The organism is Pseudomonadota bacterium, from assembly GCA_037200975.1.
In the GTDB taxonomy this organism is placed as follows: Bacteria; Pseudomonadota; Gammaproteobacteria; order Steroidobacterales; family Steroidobacteraceae; genus CADEED01.
In genome coordinates this window covers 3,383,765-3,402,072 of record JBBCGI010000001.1, presented here as the reverse complement: position 1 = coordinate 3,402,072, position 18,308 = coordinate 3,383,765, and the positions used below count along the sequence as shown (strand labels likewise).

Annotated in this window: 17 protein-coding genes; 4 read left to right on the top strand and 13 right to left on the bottom strand. The window is 65.5% G+C overall.

Annotated elements, in window-relative coordinates:
- The first annotated feature begins 54 nt into the window (after positions 1–54).
- Positions 55–1,341: an AAA family ATPase gene (locus tag WDO72_15330; GenBank protein ID MEJ0087049.1), complete on the top strand. Its 1,287-nt coding sequence runs from the start codon at positions 55–57 to the stop codon at positions 1,339–1,341.
- Between the two features lie 81 nt (positions 1,342–1,422).
- On the opposite strand, the gene WDO72_15325 is transcribed toward WDO72_15330, so the two are convergent.
- A complete protein-coding gene (locus WDO72_15325; protein MEJ0087048.1) occupies positions 1,423–1,593 on the bottom strand; it encodes a hypothetical protein in 171 nt (56 codons plus the stop codon).
- 292 nt (positions 1,594–1,885) lie between these two features.
- On the opposite strand from WDO72_15325, the gene WDO72_15320 reads away from it, so the two are divergent.
- Positions 1,886–2,380, top strand: a complete 495-nt coding sequence (locus tag WDO72_15320) for a hypothetical protein (GenBank protein MEJ0087047.1) — start codon at positions 1,886–1,888, stop codon at positions 2,378–2,380.
- On the opposite strand, the gene tldD is transcribed toward WDO72_15320, so the two are convergent.
- Genes tldD through holA form a run of 9 tightly spaced genes read right to left on the bottom strand, consistent with a single transcriptional unit; the run spans position 2,377 to position 12,863 of the window.
- Positions 2,377–3,831, bottom strand: a complete 1,455-nt coding sequence (gene tldD / locus WDO72_15315; GenBank protein MEJ0087046.1) for a metalloprotease TldD — start codon at positions 3,829–3,831, stop codon at positions 2,377–2,379. The two genes, WDO72_15320 and tldD, sit on opposite strands and share 4 nt — an antisense overlap.
- Positions 3,832–3,850: 19 nt before the next feature.
- The gene (locus tag WDO72_15310; GenBank protein MEJ0087045.1) at positions 3,851–4,666 is read right to left on the bottom strand and encodes a carbon-nitrogen hydrolase family protein; all 816 of its coding nucleotides are present in this window, start codon (positions 4,664–4,666) and stop codon (positions 3,851–3,853) included.
- A 13-nt stretch (positions 4,667–4,679) separates the two neighbouring features.
- Positions 4,680–8,099 carry a DUF3971 domain-containing protein gene (locus WDO72_15305; GenBank protein ID MEJ0087044.1) on the bottom strand — a complete coding sequence of 1,140 codons (3,420 nt, stop codon included), beginning with the start codon at positions 8,097–8,099 and terminating at the stop codon, positions 4,680–4,682.
- Positions 8,100–8,103: 4 nt separating this feature from the next.
- The gene (gene rng / locus WDO72_15300) at positions 8,104–9,573 is read right to left on the bottom strand and encodes a ribonuclease G (GenBank protein ID MEJ0087043.1); all 1,470 of its coding nucleotides are present in this window, start codon (positions 9,571–9,573) and stop codon (positions 8,104–8,106) included.
- Positions 9,574–9,582: 9 nt separating this feature from the next.
- The gene (locus WDO72_15295) at positions 9,583–10,212 is read right to left on the bottom strand and encodes a Maf family protein (GenBank protein MEJ0087042.1); all 630 of its coding nucleotides are present in this window, start codon (positions 10,210–10,212) and stop codon (positions 9,583–9,585) included.
- 19 nt (positions 10,213–10,231) lie between these two features.
- The gene (rlmH, locus tag WDO72_15290; protein ID MEJ0087041.1) at positions 10,232–10,672 is read right to left on the bottom strand and encodes a 23S rRNA (pseudouridine(1915)-N(3))-methyltransferase RlmH; all 441 of its coding nucleotides are present in this window, start codon (positions 10,670–10,672) and stop codon (positions 10,232–10,234) included.
- Between the two features lie 16 nt (positions 10,673–10,688).
- Entirely contained in the window at positions 10,689–11,189 is a 501-nt protein-coding gene (rsfS, locus tag WDO72_15285; GenBank protein ID MEJ0087040.1) for a ribosome silencing factor, read from the bottom strand.
- 13 nt (positions 11,190–11,202) lie between these two features.
- Positions 11,203–11,856, bottom strand: a complete 654-nt coding sequence (gene nadD, locus WDO72_15280) for a nicotinate-nucleotide adenylyltransferase (GenBank protein MEJ0087039.1) — start codon at positions 11,854–11,856, stop codon at positions 11,203–11,205.
- Entirely contained in the window at positions 11,853–12,863 is a 1,011-nt protein-coding gene (gene holA / locus WDO72_15275) for a DNA polymerase III subunit delta (GenBank protein MEJ0087038.1), read from the bottom strand. The genes nadD and holA overlap by 4 nt, the downstream gene beginning before the upstream one ends.
- A gap of 131 nt (positions 12,864–12,994) precedes the next feature.
- Here holA and WDO72_15270 point away from each other — a divergent pair, with 131 nt between their 5' ends.
- Entirely contained in the window at positions 12,995–13,351 is a 357-nt protein-coding gene (locus WDO72_15270) for an HIT domain-containing protein (protein MEJ0087037.1), read from the top strand.
- On the top strand, positions 13,344–14,369 hold the full coding sequence (gene pip, locus WDO72_15265) for a prolyl aminopeptidase (GenBank protein MEJ0087036.1): 1,026 nt from the start codon (positions 13,344–13,346) through the stop codon (positions 14,367–14,369). The genes WDO72_15270 and pip overlap by 8 nt, the downstream gene beginning before the upstream one ends.
- A 309-nt stretch (positions 14,370–14,678) precedes the next feature.
- On the opposite strand, the gene WDO72_15260 is transcribed toward pip, so the two are convergent.
- Genes WDO72_15260 through leuS form a run of 3 tightly spaced genes read right to left on the bottom strand, consistent with a single transcriptional unit; the run spans position 14,679 to position 18,301 of the window.
- Positions 14,679–15,167 (bottom strand): hypothetical protein, encoded by a 489-nt coding sequence (locus tag WDO72_15260; protein MEJ0087035.1) that lies wholly within the window; start codon positions 15,165–15,167, stop codon positions 14,679–14,681.
- Between the two features lie 4 nt (positions 15,168–15,171).
- Positions 15,172–15,654 (bottom strand): LPS assembly lipoprotein LptE, encoded by a 483-nt coding sequence (gene lptE / locus WDO72_15255; protein MEJ0087034.1) that lies wholly within the window; start codon positions 15,652–15,654, stop codon positions 15,172–15,174.
- Between the two features lie 10 nt (positions 15,655–15,664).
- Positions 15,665–18,301 carry a leucine--tRNA ligase gene (gene leuS, locus WDO72_15250; protein ID MEJ0087033.1) on the bottom strand — a complete coding sequence of 879 codons (2,637 nt, stop codon included), beginning with the start codon at positions 18,299–18,301 and terminating at the stop codon, positions 15,665–15,667.
- Between the last annotated feature and the right edge of the window lie 7 nt (positions 18,302–18,308).

Below are 18,308 nucleotides of genomic sequence, written 5' to 3'. Positions count from 1 at the left end.
CGCCCAGGGTTTCCTTGATGGGGGCGGGCTTTACCGTAATATCGGCCGGCACCCATGTATTCCGAGAACTTCAAGCTGCGCGAATTGCCATTCCGCTTAAGCCCGGATCCGCAATTCCTGTTTCTTTCCCGGGCCCATGCCCGCGCCAAGGCGTACATGGAATCCACCATCTGGTTCACCGACGGTTTCGTCGTGATCACGGGTGAAATCGGCGCCGGCAAGACCACGCTGATCGAAAGTTTCCTGCGTCAGCTCGATTCCGACGTGGTCATCGCGCAGATCAACCAGACCCAGGTGAATGCGGTCGAATTCCTGCAGACCGTGCTGGTCCAGTTCGGCTTCTCGCCCTTCAAGATGAAGAAGGCCGAGTTGATCGCGACCCTCAACAGTTTCCTCATCGAGCAGTACGCCGCCGGCCGAAAAGTGCTGCTCATCATCGACGAGGCGCAGAACCTCGCGCTGAAGGTGCTCGAAGAGATCCGCATGTTGTCCGGCATCGAGGCGACCAAGGAGAAAGTGCTGCGCATCATTCTCGCCGGCCAGCCCGAACTCAACGAGACGCTGGATTCTCCGGAACTGGTGCAGCTGGCGCAGCGCGTGCGGCTACGTTTCCATCTTGGCGCCCTGTCGCGCGAAGACCTGCGGCTCTACGTCCTGCATCGTCTGGATGTGGCCGGAGCCGAGGGCCGCGAGATCTTCGCCGAAGACACCTACCCCGAGATCGTGCGTTATTCCGGCGGTATCCCGCGCCTGGTCAACACGTTGTGCGACACGGCGATGATGGCCGCCTTCAACGAAGACCGCGACCACGTGACGCTCGCGGACATTGCCTCCGCGGTGAACGAGCTGCAGTGGGTCGAGTTCGCGGCGCGCGTCCATGCGATCCAGGCGCGGCAGGGGCTCAACGAAAAGACACCGCCCGGCGATCGCGCCACACGCATCATCTCAAAAGTGTTGTTGTCGACCGACGGCAAGGCCGCCGGCGAATTGCACCTCGTGCCCGGCCGCAAGGTCGTGGGCCGCACGCCCGACAACGACCTGCAGATCGACAGCAAATTCATCAGCCGGCATCACTGCCAGCTGATCACCGGCAGCGACGGCGTCACGGTGATCGAAGACCTCAACAGCACCAATGGCATCGTGATTCGCGGCAAACGCGTGCGCCGGCACACACTGCGTGACGGCGATGTTATCAGCATGGGTCAGCACGAGATGTTGTACGTCGACGAGAATGCCGCGCGGCACCTGGCCGACACACACGACAATCTGCCGGTGGTCGACGATGCGGCGAACGAAGAGGCCGAAGAAGAAGGCCGCGAAGACGCGGCTGGCGCAGGCTGAAGAAACCCGGCGGGTCGCTGGACGTCCGGAGCTGCCCCCGGATCGTCCTTCACATATCGCCGCCTGCAGCGGCGGAGCCGATCAGCGGCGGCGGCCCGTTACCAGATCCATCAAACGGCCCAGAATGCCGGGACGAAACCCATCGACCTGCATCGTGCCGCGGGCACTGCCAGTCTGACGGCGCATTTCCGCCAGAACATCGGGCGGAAGGTTGATTCGAAATTCGCCGCTGGCCGCTGTGTCGTTACGCATGTTCGAAGGACTCCGCTCGGTGTCGTGAGGTTGAAACGCATGTGCAGTTTGCTGGGCCATCTGGCGGTCATGATGTGCCGGGATTCACAAACTTTCCAATGTCGCAAAACGCGCACGCGCTTATGTCCGCGTCTGATTCATGCGTAGGCGCGGAGCGAATCCTTTCGCTCAAAAGTCTTACGACTTTCCCGACATCCGTGTCGTGCGCGCGCGTTGATAGTGCTCGCGAGTAAGGCGTTCCCGGCAGCTGCATTCGATGTGATTTAGCGCAAATTCATGGCATGAGGCGTCGATGAAGAAAATCCTCGCGTTGTTGCTGCTGCTCGGCGTGGGCATTTATGGAGCGGGCCCGGTAAAACTGTCCGAAAGCGGTGCGACTCGATTTCTGGACGAACTCGAGTCGCTCTCGTTGCGAGGCGAATCCGCAGCGTACTGCGCGCTGCTCCACGACGATCTGGTCGTCGCGATTCGCGATCACACCGCGCCGGATCAGCCGCGTGACATCGATGGTGGCAAGGCCGAGTTCTGCGACTACGTCAGCATGGCCGCGAAGGGAATGTCGATCATCCGGCCGGAAACACGTGCGACTCGTGCCAATTTCACCGTGACGCGCAACTGGCTGCATCCCTGGACGGCGCATGTCAGTTATCACGAGACACGCACCACGCACATGAAACTGGCGAACGTCACGCTCAACACCGTGAGCGATGACCAGTGGATCCTGGTGAATACCTTCGCCGGACTGAAAGTACTGCGCCTCGAGAGCGAATCGAGGCTCGCGGATTAGCCGGTGCCGCCCACTGTCAGCCCATCGATGCGCAGCGTGGGCTGGCCGACGCCGACTGGCACACTCTGCCCTTCCTTGCCGCAGGTACCGACGCCATCGTCGAGTTTCAGATCGTTGCCGACCATCGACACGCGCGTGAGCACGTCGGGACCGTTGCCGATGAGCGTGGCACCCTTGATGGGCGCGCCTATCTTCCCGTTCTCGATGAGATAAGCCTCGCTGGCCGAGAACACGAACTTGCCCGAGGTGATGTCCACCTGGCCGCCGCCGAAATTCACCGCGTAGATGCCCTTCTCGACCGACGCGAGGATTTCCTCGGGCGGCGTCTTGCCGGGGCGCATGTAGGTGTTGGTCATGCGCGGCAGCGTGATGTGTGCGAACGATTCGCGCCGGCCATTACCCGTGGACGCGGTGCCGGTGAGGCGCGCATTCATCTTGTCCTGCAGATAACCCTTGAGCACGCCGTTTTCGATGAGCGTGGTGCACTGGGTCGGCGTGCCCTCGTCGTCGATGTTGAGCGAGCCGCGGCGCTTCGAGAGCGTGCCGTCATCGACGATCGTGCACAGTTCGGACGCGACACGTTCGCCAACCCGTCCCGCGAACGCCGAAGTCCCCTTGCGATTGAAATCACCCTCGAGCCCGTGGCCGATCGCCTCGTGCAGCAGGATGCCGGGCCAGCCCGGGCCCAATACCACCGTCATCGAGCCCGCCGGCGCCGGCACGGCATCGAGATTCACCAGCGCCTGGCGCACCGCTTCGCGCGCGAGCTGCAGCGGCTTGTCGGCGGCCACGAGCTCGGGCAGCGTGATGCGCCCACCGGCGCCCGCATAACCCTGTTCGCGCCGGCCATTCTGTTCGACGATCACCGACACGTTGAAACGCACCAGCGGACGGACATCCGCGGCGAGATGCCCTTCGCTGTTGGCGACCAGCACCACCTCGTGAACGGCGACCACACTGGCCATCACCTGCTGCACGCGCGGATCCATCTTGCGGGTCTCGCGGTCGACCCGCTCGAGCCAGGCGACCTTTTCGCTCGACGTGAAACTGCTGACCGGGTCGATGGGTAGATAGAGCTTGTGGCCGGACAGCGGCAGGACGGCGTGCGCGGGCCGTTCGGTGCCGCGTACCGCGATCGCGCGCGCCGCGCGCGAGGCTTCCTCGAGCGCCGGCAACACGATTTCATCCGAATAGGCGAAGCCGGTCTTCTCGCCTGCCACGGCGCGTACGCCGACGCCCTGTTCGATGCTGGCGCTGCCTTCCTTGACGATGCCGTCTTCCAGCGCCCAGCTCTCCTCGCGGGAGAACTGGAAATAGAGGTCGGCTGAGTCCACCGAGCTCGACATGACCTGCGCGAGCGCCAGGTCGAGGCGCGCATCGTCGAGGCCGCCCGGCCGCAGGATCAGGTCGCGGGCGATGTCGAGCGGTTCGGATCTGGTCACTGCGTTCAAGAGTTCACCTTGGCCATGTTCAAGTGTTGTAGATGACGCGATGCTCGAGCGCCGGGAAACGCGTGCGGGCATCCATCCGTCCCGCGGTATCGAGGTCGGCCACCACGCAGCCCGTGCCGCTGGGCATCCGCGCCAGAACCTTTCCCCAGTGATCGACGATCATCGAATCTCCAAAAGTCTCCCGTCCGCTCGGATGCACGCCCCATTGCGCTGGCGCGATCAACGCGCACAGGTTTTCGATCGCGCGGGCGCGCAGCAGCGTCTCCCAGTGCGCCTTGCCGGTCGGCACCGTGAACGCGGAGGGGACCGCGAACAACTCCGCACCCTGGCGCGACAACACCCGGAACAGCTCGGGGAAACGCATGTCGTAACAGACAGCAAGCCCGAGTTTGCCCGCCGGAGTATCGACCAGCTTCGCGTCCTGCCCGGGGACCGTATGCGCCGATTCGCGATGCGATTCGGTGCTGCCCGGCACATCCACGTCGAACAGGTGAATCTTGTCGTAGCGCGCGGCCCGTTGGCCCTGTGCGTCGTATACCAGGCACGAAGCGCTTACCCGTCCGTCCGAATCCTGCCGCAGCGGCACCGTGCCGCCGACGATCCATATCTTGAGGCGGCGCGCCGTGTCTGCAAGGAAGTTCTGGATGCGTCCGGCACCATCCGGTTCGGCGATGGCGCGTTTGTCGCCGCTGTTCAGGCCCATGAAGGCGAAGTTTTCCGGCAGGGCGGCCAACACGGCATTGAGCCGGGCGGCGTCGGTCAGGAATCGTCCGGCGGCCTCGAGGTTGGCATCGATGTCATGCCCGGAAGTCATCTGGATCGCCGCAACTCGCATGGCGGTCAATCTATCACTTCGCCGGCAGGGCCAAGTCAGCGCGGTCATTTTCCCAGGAGCCGTGCCATTGCACGCGGCGGGTCTCCGGGGCGGCGGCGAGACCGCGTTTCGCGGCCGACCCGCGCAACACATTCCAGGCGCGCGTGAGGCGCGCGCGCGCGGGTGTCGGCACCGCGGTGGCGGCGAGCGCCACCTGTTCGTAGTCGACCGTGAGATCGTAGTTGCGCGCCACGAGACTCACGCGCCCGGAACCCCGGAACACCTGGTCGGCGGCCGGCCCGCTGCCTTGAACGTTGTCCAGCTGGATCTGGCCGTCAACGAGCGTGGCATTGGCCACCAGCTGGTGATTGCTGTCCGCGCCCTGGGTTTCCAGATCGAAGCGGCCCGTCAACACGGGGGTCAAATCGCCGGCCTGTACCGGCCAGTCGAGCTCGCCCGCGGCATGTAGCGTTTCGGTGGGCCATTCAGGCGGCAGCTGCACGCCGCGCAGCAGCGCGGCCAGATGGCCGGTATCGGCGGTGAATTGCGCGCGACAGGAGTCGGCGACGCAGCGGCCGCGCGCGCTCAACTGGTGGAGCGCCGCCTGCGGCGACTCGAGCGAGAATTCTGTGCCGTCATCGCGCCGCGCGATGGCCGCGTGCAGGGCACCCAGGCTGCGCTCGGAATAACGCAGATCGCCGATGGACAACGCAAGCTCGCTGTTTGCCGGCAGCAATGCGCCGGCCACGGCCAGCAGCAACGGCGCGCGCCGCAGTTCCAGCGTGCCGACTTCGAGCTGCGGATCGGCGTTGGCCGCGCGCCGCAGTTCACCGGCGACGCCCTGTACTTCGAAATGCGCGGCGGTCACCTTGCCCGTGACCTCGCCACGCACCACGACGCGATCGCCGTCGATCTCGAAGGCTCGCACGCCCTGCGCATCGACGCGCATTTGCGCGCTGACGGGCAATGAACGCGCGCGCGGCTTGTCGAACGGCGCGGGCAGGCGGCTTTCGATGCCGTTCAGGCTGCTCTCGAGCGAGATCTGCCAGGCATCGTTGCCCGCCATGCGCTGCGCTGCGCCGCGCCAGGCAAGCTGGCCGTCGACGCGGTCGGCGGCATCTGCATGGCCTAACAACTTGAGCAGCGGTGCGGCATCCGCGACACCGCTCACAGCGAGATTGAGGCCACGCGCCATGCCCGCGGACGCCGGGACGCGGCGCGCTTCGATCTCCACGGGCCCGCCGAGCCAGCTGCCCTCCAGAGCCAGCGCGCGCAGCTGCCGGTTTGAATAACGCAGCGTGCCGTTGAGTTTGCCGACGGCGGGCAGACCGCCCGCGAGCGGCACCGTCGCGTCGCTGATATGCGCCGCCACGCGCCACAGATCGGCCTGACGCAATTCCCGCAGCCCGCGCGCGTCCGCTTCGAGCGCAATCCTGCCGGTCAATCGTTCCAGACCCTGGTCCGCGAGAACGCCGCGAATCAACGGTGAGTCCAGCGCGCCTTCGAGCGTGGCGTGCAAACGCGGATCACCGCTGCGCGGCCAGTCGAGACGCGCGCCGGTGAGCTCGAGATCGTCGATCTGCCCCGCGGCCAGGCGCAGCTGCGCGCCGCCGCGCGCGAATTCGAGTGCGCCACTGCCGGCCGTGAGCCTGGGCATGTCCTTGCCCGCGGTCGCAAGCCCGGCCAGCGTGAGTTTGCCGCTCGATCGCTGCCAGTTGATCGCGGGATCTCCGCCGGCAGCGCGCGTCCTGACGAGCTGCAGCGTGCCTTCGACCACGTTGCCCCCGGCAACCTCGGCTAACAACTTCGGCGGCGTTGCGTCACGAGCGATCAGTATCCATGTGTCGCCCAGCAGGGCGCGATCGAGGTTTGCGACATGGATGGTCAGTGGCGCGGCGGCATTGCCGTCATCATTCCAGCTGCCATTCACCGACACAGTGGCGGCATTGCTGCGCAGGCCGAATTGATCGAAGCGAAAGCCGGGAGTTTCCAGCTTCGTCTCGACAACCAGGTTGCCCGAGAACGCGAACGGCCGCGGTTCCTGCAGCCGGCCCAGGCGCAACGACAGGGCGTTGGCCGGATCAAAAATGAGCTCGAGCTGCCGTGCGTCGAAGCGCAGCCGCGCGCTCAACCCTGAAACCTGCGCCTTGTCCGCGTCGCGCATGAAATCGCCGCCTGAAAGCTGCGCGCTGGCGGTCCATGCATCGCGGGATTCCAGCCGCGCGCCCGAATCGAAACGCAGCGAGCGCAGTTCGCCCGCGGTGGGAATCCAGCCGCCCGGCGCCGCGGGCAGCGCGGCATTCAACTGCGGCGCGAGCACGCCGGCGAGGAACTGCGTGGCCAGGAACGGCAGGCGCTCGGCCCGCACGTTGGTGCGTGCAACACGCGTCGAACCCGGCGCGAAACTGAGCCGCGCCGATATCCGCGGCGCGCGCTCCAGCCGCGCGCCGCGCGTGACCTGCAGATCGGTGAAATCCAGCAACACGTCGGAGGCGTCGCGCGCCAGCGTACCGCTGACACTGAGATGGTCAAAGCGCCGGTTCGCGTCGTCTGCGTCGACTTCGCCGAGCTCGAATTCGCGCGCGCTCGCCTGCCACGTGCCTGAATCGATGCGCCCCTCGTGTAAATGGAGTTTGGCGTCGAGTGTGCCGCGGCCGCGGATCTTAGGCAGCGGCAGCCGGTCGAGAAATACGCGCCGCGCGATCAGGCGCAGGTCGCCCGACGGCTTGCCGGCGGGCCCCAGCCCTTCGAGTTTGGCCGAGACGAACAGCGACTGACCCACGTCCTGCGCCAGCAGCATGGTGCCGTACGCGCTGAAAGTGGACGCGCCGCGGCTCACCACCGCCTGGCTCAGCGTGAAGCTGCTGCGCGCGGCGCGTTCGCCGCGGCGGATCAGGTGCACCCTGGCGGCTTCGACTTCGATACGGCCGGTGGGCATCAGCTCGGCCCAGGACAGGTAGCGGCGCACCAGCGCGGCTTCATCGTCACGCACGGCGCGCGCCACGGATTTCGGACTGACCACCGCGCTGCCGAACAGCGGTTCCTCGGGCTCGCCGATGATCTCGATGTCGGGCGACGACAACGTCACGTGGCCGAGCGAGAACTGGTGGTGGCGCAGAAAATCCCAGGTGTCGAACTCCACGCGCAGTTCGGGCGCCACGACGCGCACGCGGCCGGCGGCGTTGTCCGTGAGCTCGACCCGCGTGAAGACGGCGCTCGTGCCATCGATGCCCCAGGAGAAATGCACGTTGTCGAAACGCACCGCGAGGCCGGTGCGTTCGGTGATCAGTTTTTCGAGGGTGGCGCGTTGCTCGGGAACACGCATCGCGACGGAGCGCGTGAAGACCACGCCGAGCGCGCCGAGCAGCAGTACACAAAAGCCGACCAGCACCGTGCGTCTCGCCCAATGCGAGCCGCTTGCGCCCCCCGTTGCGTCGAGGGTTGGGTCGGTCATCTCTTCAAGCCAGCACCACGTCGTATTGATCGAAACCGTACAGGGCTTCGACCTGCAAGCGTATCGGCCGGCCCACCTGGTGCTCCAGTTCCGCGAGCACTGCCGATTCGTCATCGAGCAGGCGGTCGATCACGTTCTGATGGGCCAAAATTAGCAGCTCGCGGCTCTGGAACTGCCTGCTCTGGCGCACAATTTCACGGAATATCTCGTGGCATACCGTTTCAGGCGTGCGCACGAAGCCGCGACCTTCACAACTGGGACACGCTGCACAAAGCAAATGTTCCAGGCTGTCGCGCGTCCTTTTGCGCGTCATTTCCACCAGGCCCAGCGAGGAGACGCTGGCGATGTGGGTCTGGGCGTGATCGCCCGCCAACGCGCGCTGCAGCGCCTCGAGCACCTGCGTACGGTGCGCCGGGTCGGTCATGTCGATGAAATCGATGATGATGATGCCGCCGAGATTGCGCAGCCGCAGCTGACGCGCGATGGCCACCGCCGCTTCGAGGTTGGTGCGGAAAATCGTGTCCTCGAGATTGCGGTGGCCGACGAACGCGCCGGTGTTCACGTCGATGGTGGTCATCGATTCGGTCTGGTCGATGACGAGGTGCCCACCGGATTTGAGATTGACGCTGCGTTCCAGCGCCTTGCCGATTTCCTCTTCGATGCCGTGCAGATCGAAGATCGGCCGCTGGCCGTTATAAAGGTCGAGACTGGTCGTGCTGCCGGGCATGAAGGCCGCGGCAAATTCCAGCATGCGGGTATGCGCGTCGGCATTGTCGACCAGCACGCGATCGACGCCGCGCGCGAGCTCATCGCGCAGGATGCGGGTGGGCAGCGGCAGATCTTCGTACACCAGATCGCCCGCGGAGGAGCGCAGCCCCCGGTCTTTCACGTGTTGCCACAGGCGGGCGAGATAACAGATGTCCTCGCGGATCTGCTCGACGCTGGCACCTTGCGCGGCGGTGCGCACGATGTAGCCGCCATTGGTGTCCTGCGGAATGGCGCCGGCCACCAGCGCCTTGAGACGGGCGCGTTCGGACTCGTCCTCGATACGCGCCGATACGCCGATGCCCTCGCCGCGCGGCATGTACACCATGAGCCGCGACGGCAGCGCCACGAAGGTAGTTAGTCTCGCACCCTTGGTGCCCATCGGGTCCTTGACCACCTGCACCAGGATGTCGTCGCCCTCGTTGACCAGCCGGCGGATGTCGATCACTTCGGGCTGGCCGATCAGCGTGCTCGCGGAGATGGGCGTCGCGATGTCGGCCGCATGCAGGAAGGCGGTGCGCTCGAGGCCGACGTCGATGAACGCGGCCTGCATGCCGGGCAACACGCGCTGCACGCGGCCCTTGTAGAGGTTGCTGACGATGCCGCGGCGGCTTTGCCGCTCGACGAACAGTTCGGTCAACACGCCGTTTTCGATGAGCGCCGCGCGGTTCTCGCGCGGCGCCACGTTGATCAGGATTTCCGTCGTCACTCCGCCCCCTCAATCTGCGTCGATCATGCCCCACCACACGGGCACGCCGTGCGCCCTCAGGATGTTCGCCGTCTCGAACAGCGGCAATCCCATCACGCCCGTGTAGCTGCCGTTGATCTTTTCCACGAACACCGCGCCCAGCCCCTGGATCGCGTAGGCGCCGGCCTTGCCCTGCGGCTCGCCGCTCGCCCAGTACGCGCGCATCTCGCCCGGTGTGATCCGGCGGAACCGGACCTGCGTGGACGAAACCAGCACGCTGGACGATGCAGCGCCGATCGCGCACAGGCCGGTGTGAACCTGGTGCTCACGGCCGGACAACAGGCTCAGCATGCGGATCGCATCATCTTCGGACAGCGGCTTCTCGAGGATCTCTGCGCCGACTTCGACCGTGGTGTCGGCGGCGAGCACGGGCAGGTCGGCGTGCAGCCTGCGAACCGCGGCCGCCTTCTCGGCCGCGAGCCGCGCCACATAGGTGGGGCCCGATTCGTCCGCACGGCGAGTCTCGTCGATGTCGGCCGGCGTCACCACGTGCGGCACGCCGATCAGCTCTAACAACTGGCGGCGGCGTGGCGAGGCGGAGGCCAGCCGCAGGACTGGCCGGGCGGCTGAAGCCGTTTCTTGTTGTTTGATATCGGCCATACCCTGCAGGCCTTGTCGTTCACTCGCGATGGTACGGGTGATTCTGCAACACCGAGTGCGCGCGATACAGCTGTTCCGCCAGCAGCACCCTCACCATCGCGTGCGGGAAGGTCAGTGACGACAGGGACCAGCGAAAACTTGCTTTCTCGAGGATTCCGCGGCCGAGGCCGTCGGGGCCGCCGATGATGAAACTCAGATCCCTGCCATCCTGCAACCGCTCGCCTAACCACTTGGCGATCTCGAGGGTGGTCCTGGACTTGCCGTGTTCGTCGAGTGCGACGAGGTAGTCGTCGCCGACGCGGTCGAGGAAGCGTTTCTCTTCTTCCGCCTTGCTTTTGCCGACGGGCAGTTCTTCGAGCGTTACGCGCAGCGAACTACGCAGCCGGTGGGTGTAGTCCTCGTAAGCGATCCTCACCCACTCGGGCATCCGCGTGCCGACCGCAAGGATGCGAACACGCACGCGCGGGGGGCGCGCTTCAGCGCGCGGCGCGGGCTCGCGCGGAAGTCTTGCGGCGCGGCGGCACCGTTCTCGACGGAGCGGGGCGCGCCGGCTTGGGCGCGGCGGAGATGGCGCGCTCGAGCACCTCGTTTTCATCCGGCGGCGGCGCGACATCGTCCCAGAGCTTCTCGAGCCCGTAGAACTCGCGCACGCGCGGCAGCATCACGTGGCAGACCACGTCGTTCAGGTCGACCAGCACCCACTCGCCTTCGCGCGCGCCTTCGACGCCGATGGGGCGAAAGTCGTTCTGCTTCGCGAACTGCAACACACGGTCGGCGATGGATTTGACGTGGCGGTCGGAATTGCCGGAGGCGATGACGACGATGTCGGTGATGTCGGTCAGATGCCGGACGTCCATGACCTTGACGTTGACGGCTTTCATGTCATCGAGCGCGGCGTTGACGATACGCAGCAGGGTCTGCGGGACGGAACTCTTGGCCTGCGCGGGAGCGCGGCGGGAACGGGTTTTGGTGGCCATTTCTCTCCGTAGGTTACTTGGGGCGAGCATAACACCCGGACTCGCGAATGAGCTCGCGCACGGCGTCCGGAACCAGGAACCGCGGGTCGCGGCCCGCATCGATGATCTGCCGCAATTCGGTCGAGGATATTTCCAGCTGCGTCACCGCGTGGACGTAGATGCGTCCGGCGACCGATTTATGCAACTCGCTCACTGCGCCGGTGCCGCGATCGACCATCAATTCTCCGAGCGGGCCCTGCGTGGGCGCTTTCCAGCCCGGGCGATGCGCGACCACCACATGGGCGAGGTCGAATAGCTCGCGCCAGCGGTGCCAATTGGGGAGACCCAGGAATGCGTCCATGCCAAGCAACAGACACAACGAACGATGGGGGAATTCCCCGCGCAGTTCGGTCAACGTGTCGACCGTGTAGGAAGCGCCGCTGCGGCGCACTTCGCGGTCGTCGACGGTGAACGGCGGCTGATCCGCGACCGCCGCCCGGACCATCGCCACGCGCAGCTGCGCGTCCGCGAGCGTGCGTTCGCGATGCGGGGGATTGCCGGTGGGCAGGAAGCGGACCTCGGTGAGCTTCAGCGACTGCCACAACTCGAAGGCGGTTCGCAGGTGCCCGTAGTGGATGGGATCGAACGTCCCGCCAAAGATGCCGATGGGGCCTTCCGGTGTATTCACGCGGCGCGCGCCCCGGCCATGGGCAGCGTCTTGCGGCCCGCGAACTCCACGATCATCAACGCCATTTCGTCCCAGGCGTCGCCCCGCAGTTGGCCCTTGATCATGCGATCTGCGCGCGACACACGGGCGGACAGACGCGCGTACGGAAGCTTCGAGGCACGGCGCTTGGCGTTTTCGAGCGCCGCCGACGGGCGCTGCCAGCTGCGCGCATTCATGCCATCGTTCTGCGTGGTGCCCCATGTGTTGCGGATCTCTCGCGAGATCGACCACAGGACGAGCGTCGGCTCCACGCCTTCGCTGCGCAGCCCACCGAGTATCCGCAGCGCGCGCGGCACGTCGGCGCCGAGCGCTGCCTCGCCGAGCTGGAAGACGTCGAAGCGCGCGCTGTCGCCGAGTGATGCCTGCACCTGGGCAAGATCGACGCGATTGCCGCTGGCCAACAACCGCAGTTTCTCGAGCTCCTGTTGCGCGGCCAGCAGATTGCCCTCGGTGCGGTCGACGATGAACTGCACGGCGGTATCGTCGAGCTCGAGTCCGAGCACGGTGGCGCGCGCGCGCAGCCACTGCGGCAGCCGCGCGACTTCGATGGGCCGCGTCGCCAGCCACGCACCCGTGGATTCGAACGCCTTCACCCAGGCCGAATTGTTCTGTTCGCGTTCGAGTTTGCCGGTGATCATCAGGTAGACGTAGTCCGCGCTGGCGTTCGCCAGCAGCTCGACGATGGAATTGGAGCCACCGGTGCCGGGTTTGCCCGACGGCAGGCGCAGCTCGATGAGTTTGCGCGAGCCGAACAGCGAAAGGTTGTTAGAGGACGCGCGCACCGCGTCCCAGTCGGCGACACGCTCGATGAAATGGACTTCGCGTTCCTCGAAGCCGGCGCGCCTGGCGCGCGCGCGGATCGCGTCCGCGGCCTCGCCCACGAGCAGCGCTTCGTCGCCGGAGAGGAGGTAGGCCCTGGCCGGCTCACCCGAGAGGTGTGCGGTCAGGCTTTCGAGGGTGAGTTTCAAGGGCCTCGATTATGGGCGAGGTCTGTCCCCGGAAGCCACCCCGCGAAAGGGGGATTTCGCCGGTCTTTGGCCACTGGATGGGGCCGGTGGGCGGGTGACGGGGTGCGCGCGGTCCGCGTATTCTTCCGCACATGCCTACCCTTTTCGAGAAAATCGTCGCCGGCGAGATTCCGGCCACCATTGTCTTCAAGGACGACCGCGTCACCGCCTTTCGCGACATCAGCCCGCAGGCGCCGGTGCACGTGCTCATCATTCCTAACAAGCCGATCCCGACCGTGAACGACGTGAGCGAAGAGGACGAGCGCACGCTCGGCCACATGTTCGTCGTGGCGCGCGACATCGCGAAGCAGGAAGGCATCGCCGCGGACGGCTTCCGGCTGATCGTCAATTGCAACAAACATGGCGGGCAGGTCGTCTATCACCTGCACATGCACCTGGTGGGCGGCGCGCCGCTCGGGCCGATGCTCTCCGGAGGAACTCATGGCTAACAAGAAGAAGAAAGTGAAGACGGCTCCGAAACGCAAGCTCGCGAAGGCGGTGCCGGCACGCAAGCCCGGCGACTTCTATCCACCGGTCAAGGCGTACAAGACGGGGTTCCTGCGCGTCTCGGACGTCCACGAGCTGTACTACGAGGAAAGCGGGAATCCGGACGGCAAGCCGGTGGTATTCCTGCACGGCGGCCCCGGCGGCGGCACGGATCCGAAGATGCGCCAGTTCTTCGACCCGAAGCGTTACCGCATCGTGCTGTTCGACCAGCGCGGCTCCGGCAAGAGCAAACCCTCCGCGAGCCTCATCGACAACACCACCTGGCACCTGGTCGAAGACATCGAAACGCTGCGCAAACATCTCGGCATCGAGCGCTGGCAGGTATTCGGCGGATCGTGGGGCTCGACGCTGGCACTCGCCTATGCGCAGAAACACGCCGAGCGCTGCACGGAGCTCGTGCTGCGCGGCATCTTCCTGCTGCGCCGCTTCGAGCTCGAATGGTTCTACCAGAACGATCTTGGCGCGGCGGCGATGTTCCCGGATCTGTGGGAACACTATCTCGCGCCGCTGTCGGCCGACGAGCGCAAGGACTGCATGCAGTCCTACTACAAACGGCTGACCAACGACGATCGCGAGGTGCTGCTCGAAGCCGCGCGCGCCTGGTCCATCTGGGAAGGCGCGCTGGCCTACATGAAGTTCAACCAGAACTACGTCAAGCAGTTCGCCGACCCCAGGTTTGCCGCCGCGTTCGCGCGCATCGAGTGTCACTATTTCGTGAATGGCGGTTTTCTCGAGCGGCCGAACCAGTTGCTCGAAGACGTGCACAAGATCCGCCACATCCCGGCAGTCATCGTGCAGGGCCGGTTCGACGTGGTGTGCCCGGCGCGCAGCGCCTGGGACCTGTACAACGCCTGGCCGGAATCGGACCTGCGCATCGTGCCCGACGCCGGCCACTCCGCGTTCGAACCCGGCATCGCCCGCGAGCTGGTCAAGGCGACGGATCGCTTCGCGCGGCGGTAGTTAGGGGCGGCGCAGGGCGCGGCCCATCGCCGCATCCAGCCCGGATTCTGTAAAACCCGCCGGGATCGGACTCACAATTCGATCGAGGGCCCTAAAGTCCGACAGCTTCCGGCCGATACAGCTGCTACCGGGGCTTGCGCCTGCTCAGCGCGGGTTCCGTCGGTCGACATGGTCGGGCAGGTGGAGGCGGAAGCTCAATTCCGAAACGACTCCTCTTCTTTTCAGGCGGTGCCCCGCCTCCATCCCCCGACGATCCCGCGCCGCCCGGCGAGGCAGATCTCGATACGCATCGACGCTGCGGATTTCATTTCATTGCCTGACGCGAAAAGTCGGCCGCTGGTGCTCGTCTATCACGTCATTCCGGCGCAACCAGATGCGGGCATCCGTTGCATCTGCCTCGAACCAGGCGCGCGCCGACCCGAGCCGGAAGCTGTAACCCCACGCATCCATGTCGAGCAACATGCGTTCGCGCCCGAGCATGGGCAGCTCGCCGGCGAGCAGGATCTGCAGGTAACACACCGCACACTCTTCCGCGTCGTCGCCGCCCGCATCGCGATCGAGACCGGCACGGCGATCCTTCGACATGCAGACGTAATGGCTGAGCTCGTGCAGCAGTGAATGCAGCGGCGTGTCGGCGCGAACGTGGAGTTCATTTCCCTGGAGTCCGGCTTCGCTCTCGCCCCAGTAGGAGCCCGGCACCTCGTCCGCCGCGGCGAGCTGACGCAGCGTGACCCCGTAGCGTCGCAGCAGCGTACGAATGGATTCGTGCGCTTCGTCGCCGACGCGCAGGACGTCCATGGATCTAGAGAGACGCGAGGCGGCGCATCACCAGCGCCACGAGATCGCGCGCCAGCGCCTCGCGCAGGATTTCCTGTTCGCGTTCCTTGGCTAGCAGCTGCGACTCTTCGAAGCTCAGATCGCGCGTGGCGGTGATCTCTTCGTTGTCGATGAGCGTCTTGCCGCCGGCGGTGACCGAGAACTTCACCTGGTAGGTGAGTTCGTACTCGGTGGGAATGTTGCGCGCGGAGACCGACAGGATGCGCTCGGTCAATTCGTCCTCGTGCACGCTGACGGTGGCGCCCGACGAACCCTTCGTGCGGATCACCTTCGAACCCGAGGCGATCAACGCCTTGCGCAGGTCCTGCACGAAATCGGTCTGTTCGTCCTTCGTGTCGATGTAGGTGTAGGCGAAGGCCTCGGGCATGGGCTGGCGGCCCTGCAGGTGAAAGCCACAGCCGCCGATTCCGCCGGCGAGCAGCAACAACGAGGCGCCAATGCGTTTCATGCGACCCATCTCATACGACGATATTGACCAGTTTGCCAGGCACGTAGATGGCCTTCCTGATCGGCTTGCCGTCGACGAATTTCTGCACGTTCGCGTCCGCCAGCGCCGCCGCCACCGCGACGTCCTGGTTCGCGTCCGCGGCGATGGTGACGCGCGCGCGCATCTTGCCGCTCACCTGCACGGAGATCTCGATGGAATCCTGCACCAGCGCATCGGGATCCGGCGCCCACCAGCGCTCCTGCGCCAGCGCGGTCGAGTGGCCGAGCTGCGTCCACAATTCGTGCGTGACATGCGGAATCATCGGCGACAGGCACATCACCGCCACTTCCAGCGCCTCGTGCGCCACGACGCGGCCCGCGAGCGTGCTGCTGTCATGTTTGCCGATGGCGTTGAGCAGTTCCATCACGGCCGCGACGGCCGTGTTGAAGCTGCGGCGGCGGCCGATGTCGTCGGTGACTTTCGCGAGCGTCGAATGCGCGATGCGCCGCAGATCTTTCTGCGCCGCGTTCAGCGTGGTCTTGTCGAACTTGGTCGTGGTGACGGCATCCGCGGGTGCCGGCGCGTTCACGTGGTCGTATACCGCCTTCCACAGGCGGCGGATGAAGCGGAACGAACCCTGCACGCCCTCTTCCGACCATTCGAGCGTCTGCTCCGGCGGCGCCGTGAACATCATGAACATGCGCGCGGTATCCGCGCCGAACTGTTCGACCAGGCTGCTCGGGTCGACGCCGTTGTTCTTCGACTTGGACATCGTGCCGAGCCCGTCCCATTCCACCGGCTGGTTGTCGGTGAGCAGGATGGCGCCGGTGCGCTGATTATCCGCGTCCATCATCACTTCGACGTCGGCCGGATTGAAATAGTCGCGCCGTCCGGGTGCCGGCTCGCGGTAGTAGATGTGGTGCAGCACCATGCCCTGCGTGAGCAGATTCTTGAAAGGCTCGTCGACCTCGACGAGTTTCATGTCGCGCATCACCTTGGTCCAGAACCGCGAGTACAGCAGGTGCAGGATCGCGTGTTCGATGCCGCCGATGTACTGGTCCACGGGCATCCAGTATTTCGCACGCGCGTCGACCATGGTGTTCGCATCCGCGCCCGTGAAGCGCAGGAAATACCAGGATGAATCCACGAAGGTATCCATCGTGTCCGTCTCGCGGCGCGCATCGGCGCCGCATTGCGGACATTTGCATTCGTAGAACGACGGCGTCTTGTTGAGCGGGTTGCCCGAGCCATCAGGCACCAGGCCTTCGGGCAGCACGACGGGTAGTTGGTCGTCCGGCACGGGCACGACGCCGCACTTGGGGCAGTGGATGAGCGGCACCGGGCATCCCCAGTAACGCTGGCGCGAGATGCCCCAATCTCGCAGGCGCCATTGCACGCGCTTGCGGCCGAGGCCTTTCTTTTCGAGTGCCGCGGCGATCGCGTCGATCGCCGGCTGGAACTCGAGTCCGTTGAACTCGCCGGAATTGATGGTGATGCCGTGATCGGTGTACGCGTCCTGCCACGGCGGATCGACGTTCGCATACGCGCCGGTCTTCGACTCGATGACCTGCACGATCGACAGCTGGTTCTTCAGTGCGAACTCGTAGTCACGCGCATCGTGCGCCGGCACGCCCATGACGGCGCCCTCGCCGTACGCCATGAGCACGTAGTTGGCCACCCATACTTCGACGGGATTGCCGGTGAACGGATGCAGCACCGAGAAACCGGTGCGCATGCCCTTCTTTTCCTGCGTCGCGATGTCGGCTTCCATCGTGCTGCCGCGGCGGCATTCGTCGATGAAAGCCTGCAGCGCGGGGTTACGCGCGCCGGCCGCGGTGGCCAGCGGATGCTCGGCGGCGATCGCCATGAAGGTGACGCCAAACAAGGTGTCCGCACGCGTGGTGAAGACTTTGAGCGCGCCTTGCGCGCCCATCAGCGCCTGCGTGTTGGCCGAATACGGGAACGAGATCTCGCAGCCCTCCGACTTGCCAATCCAGTTGGCCTGCATCGTCTTGACGCGTTCCGGCCAGTCGGGCAGCTGCTCGAGGTCGCCTAACAACTCGTCGGCATACTTCGTGATGCCGAGGTAGTACATCGGGATCTCGCGCTTCTCGACGATGGCGCCGGTGCGCCAGCCACGGCCGTCGATCACCTGCTCGTTGGCGAGCACGGTCTGGTCGACCGGATCCCAGTTCACGACGCCGGTCTTGCGGTACGCGATGCCCTTCTCGAGCATGCGCAGGAACAGCCACTGGTTCCAGCGGTAGTAAGACGGGTCGCAGGTGGCGATCTCGCGCGACCAGTCGAAGGCGAAGCCCAGCGACTTCAGCTGGCCCTTCATGTACGCGATGTTGTCGCGCGTCCACTTCGCGGGCGGCACGCCGTTCTTGATCGCCGCGTTCTCGGCCGGCAGGCCGAACGCGTCCCAGCCCATGGGCTGCAACACGCTCTTGCCCTGCATCATCGCGAAACGCGTGAGCACGTCGCCGATGGTGTAGTTGCGCACGTGGCCCATGTGCAAGCGGCCCGATGGATACGGGAACATGGAGAGGCAGTAGAACTTGCCGGCATTGCCGTCGGCGTTTTCACGCGCCTCGAAGACGCGCTGCTCGTCCCAGAAAGTCTGTGCGGCACGCTCGACGGCGGCCGGCTCGTATCGTTCTTGCATCGGGAAA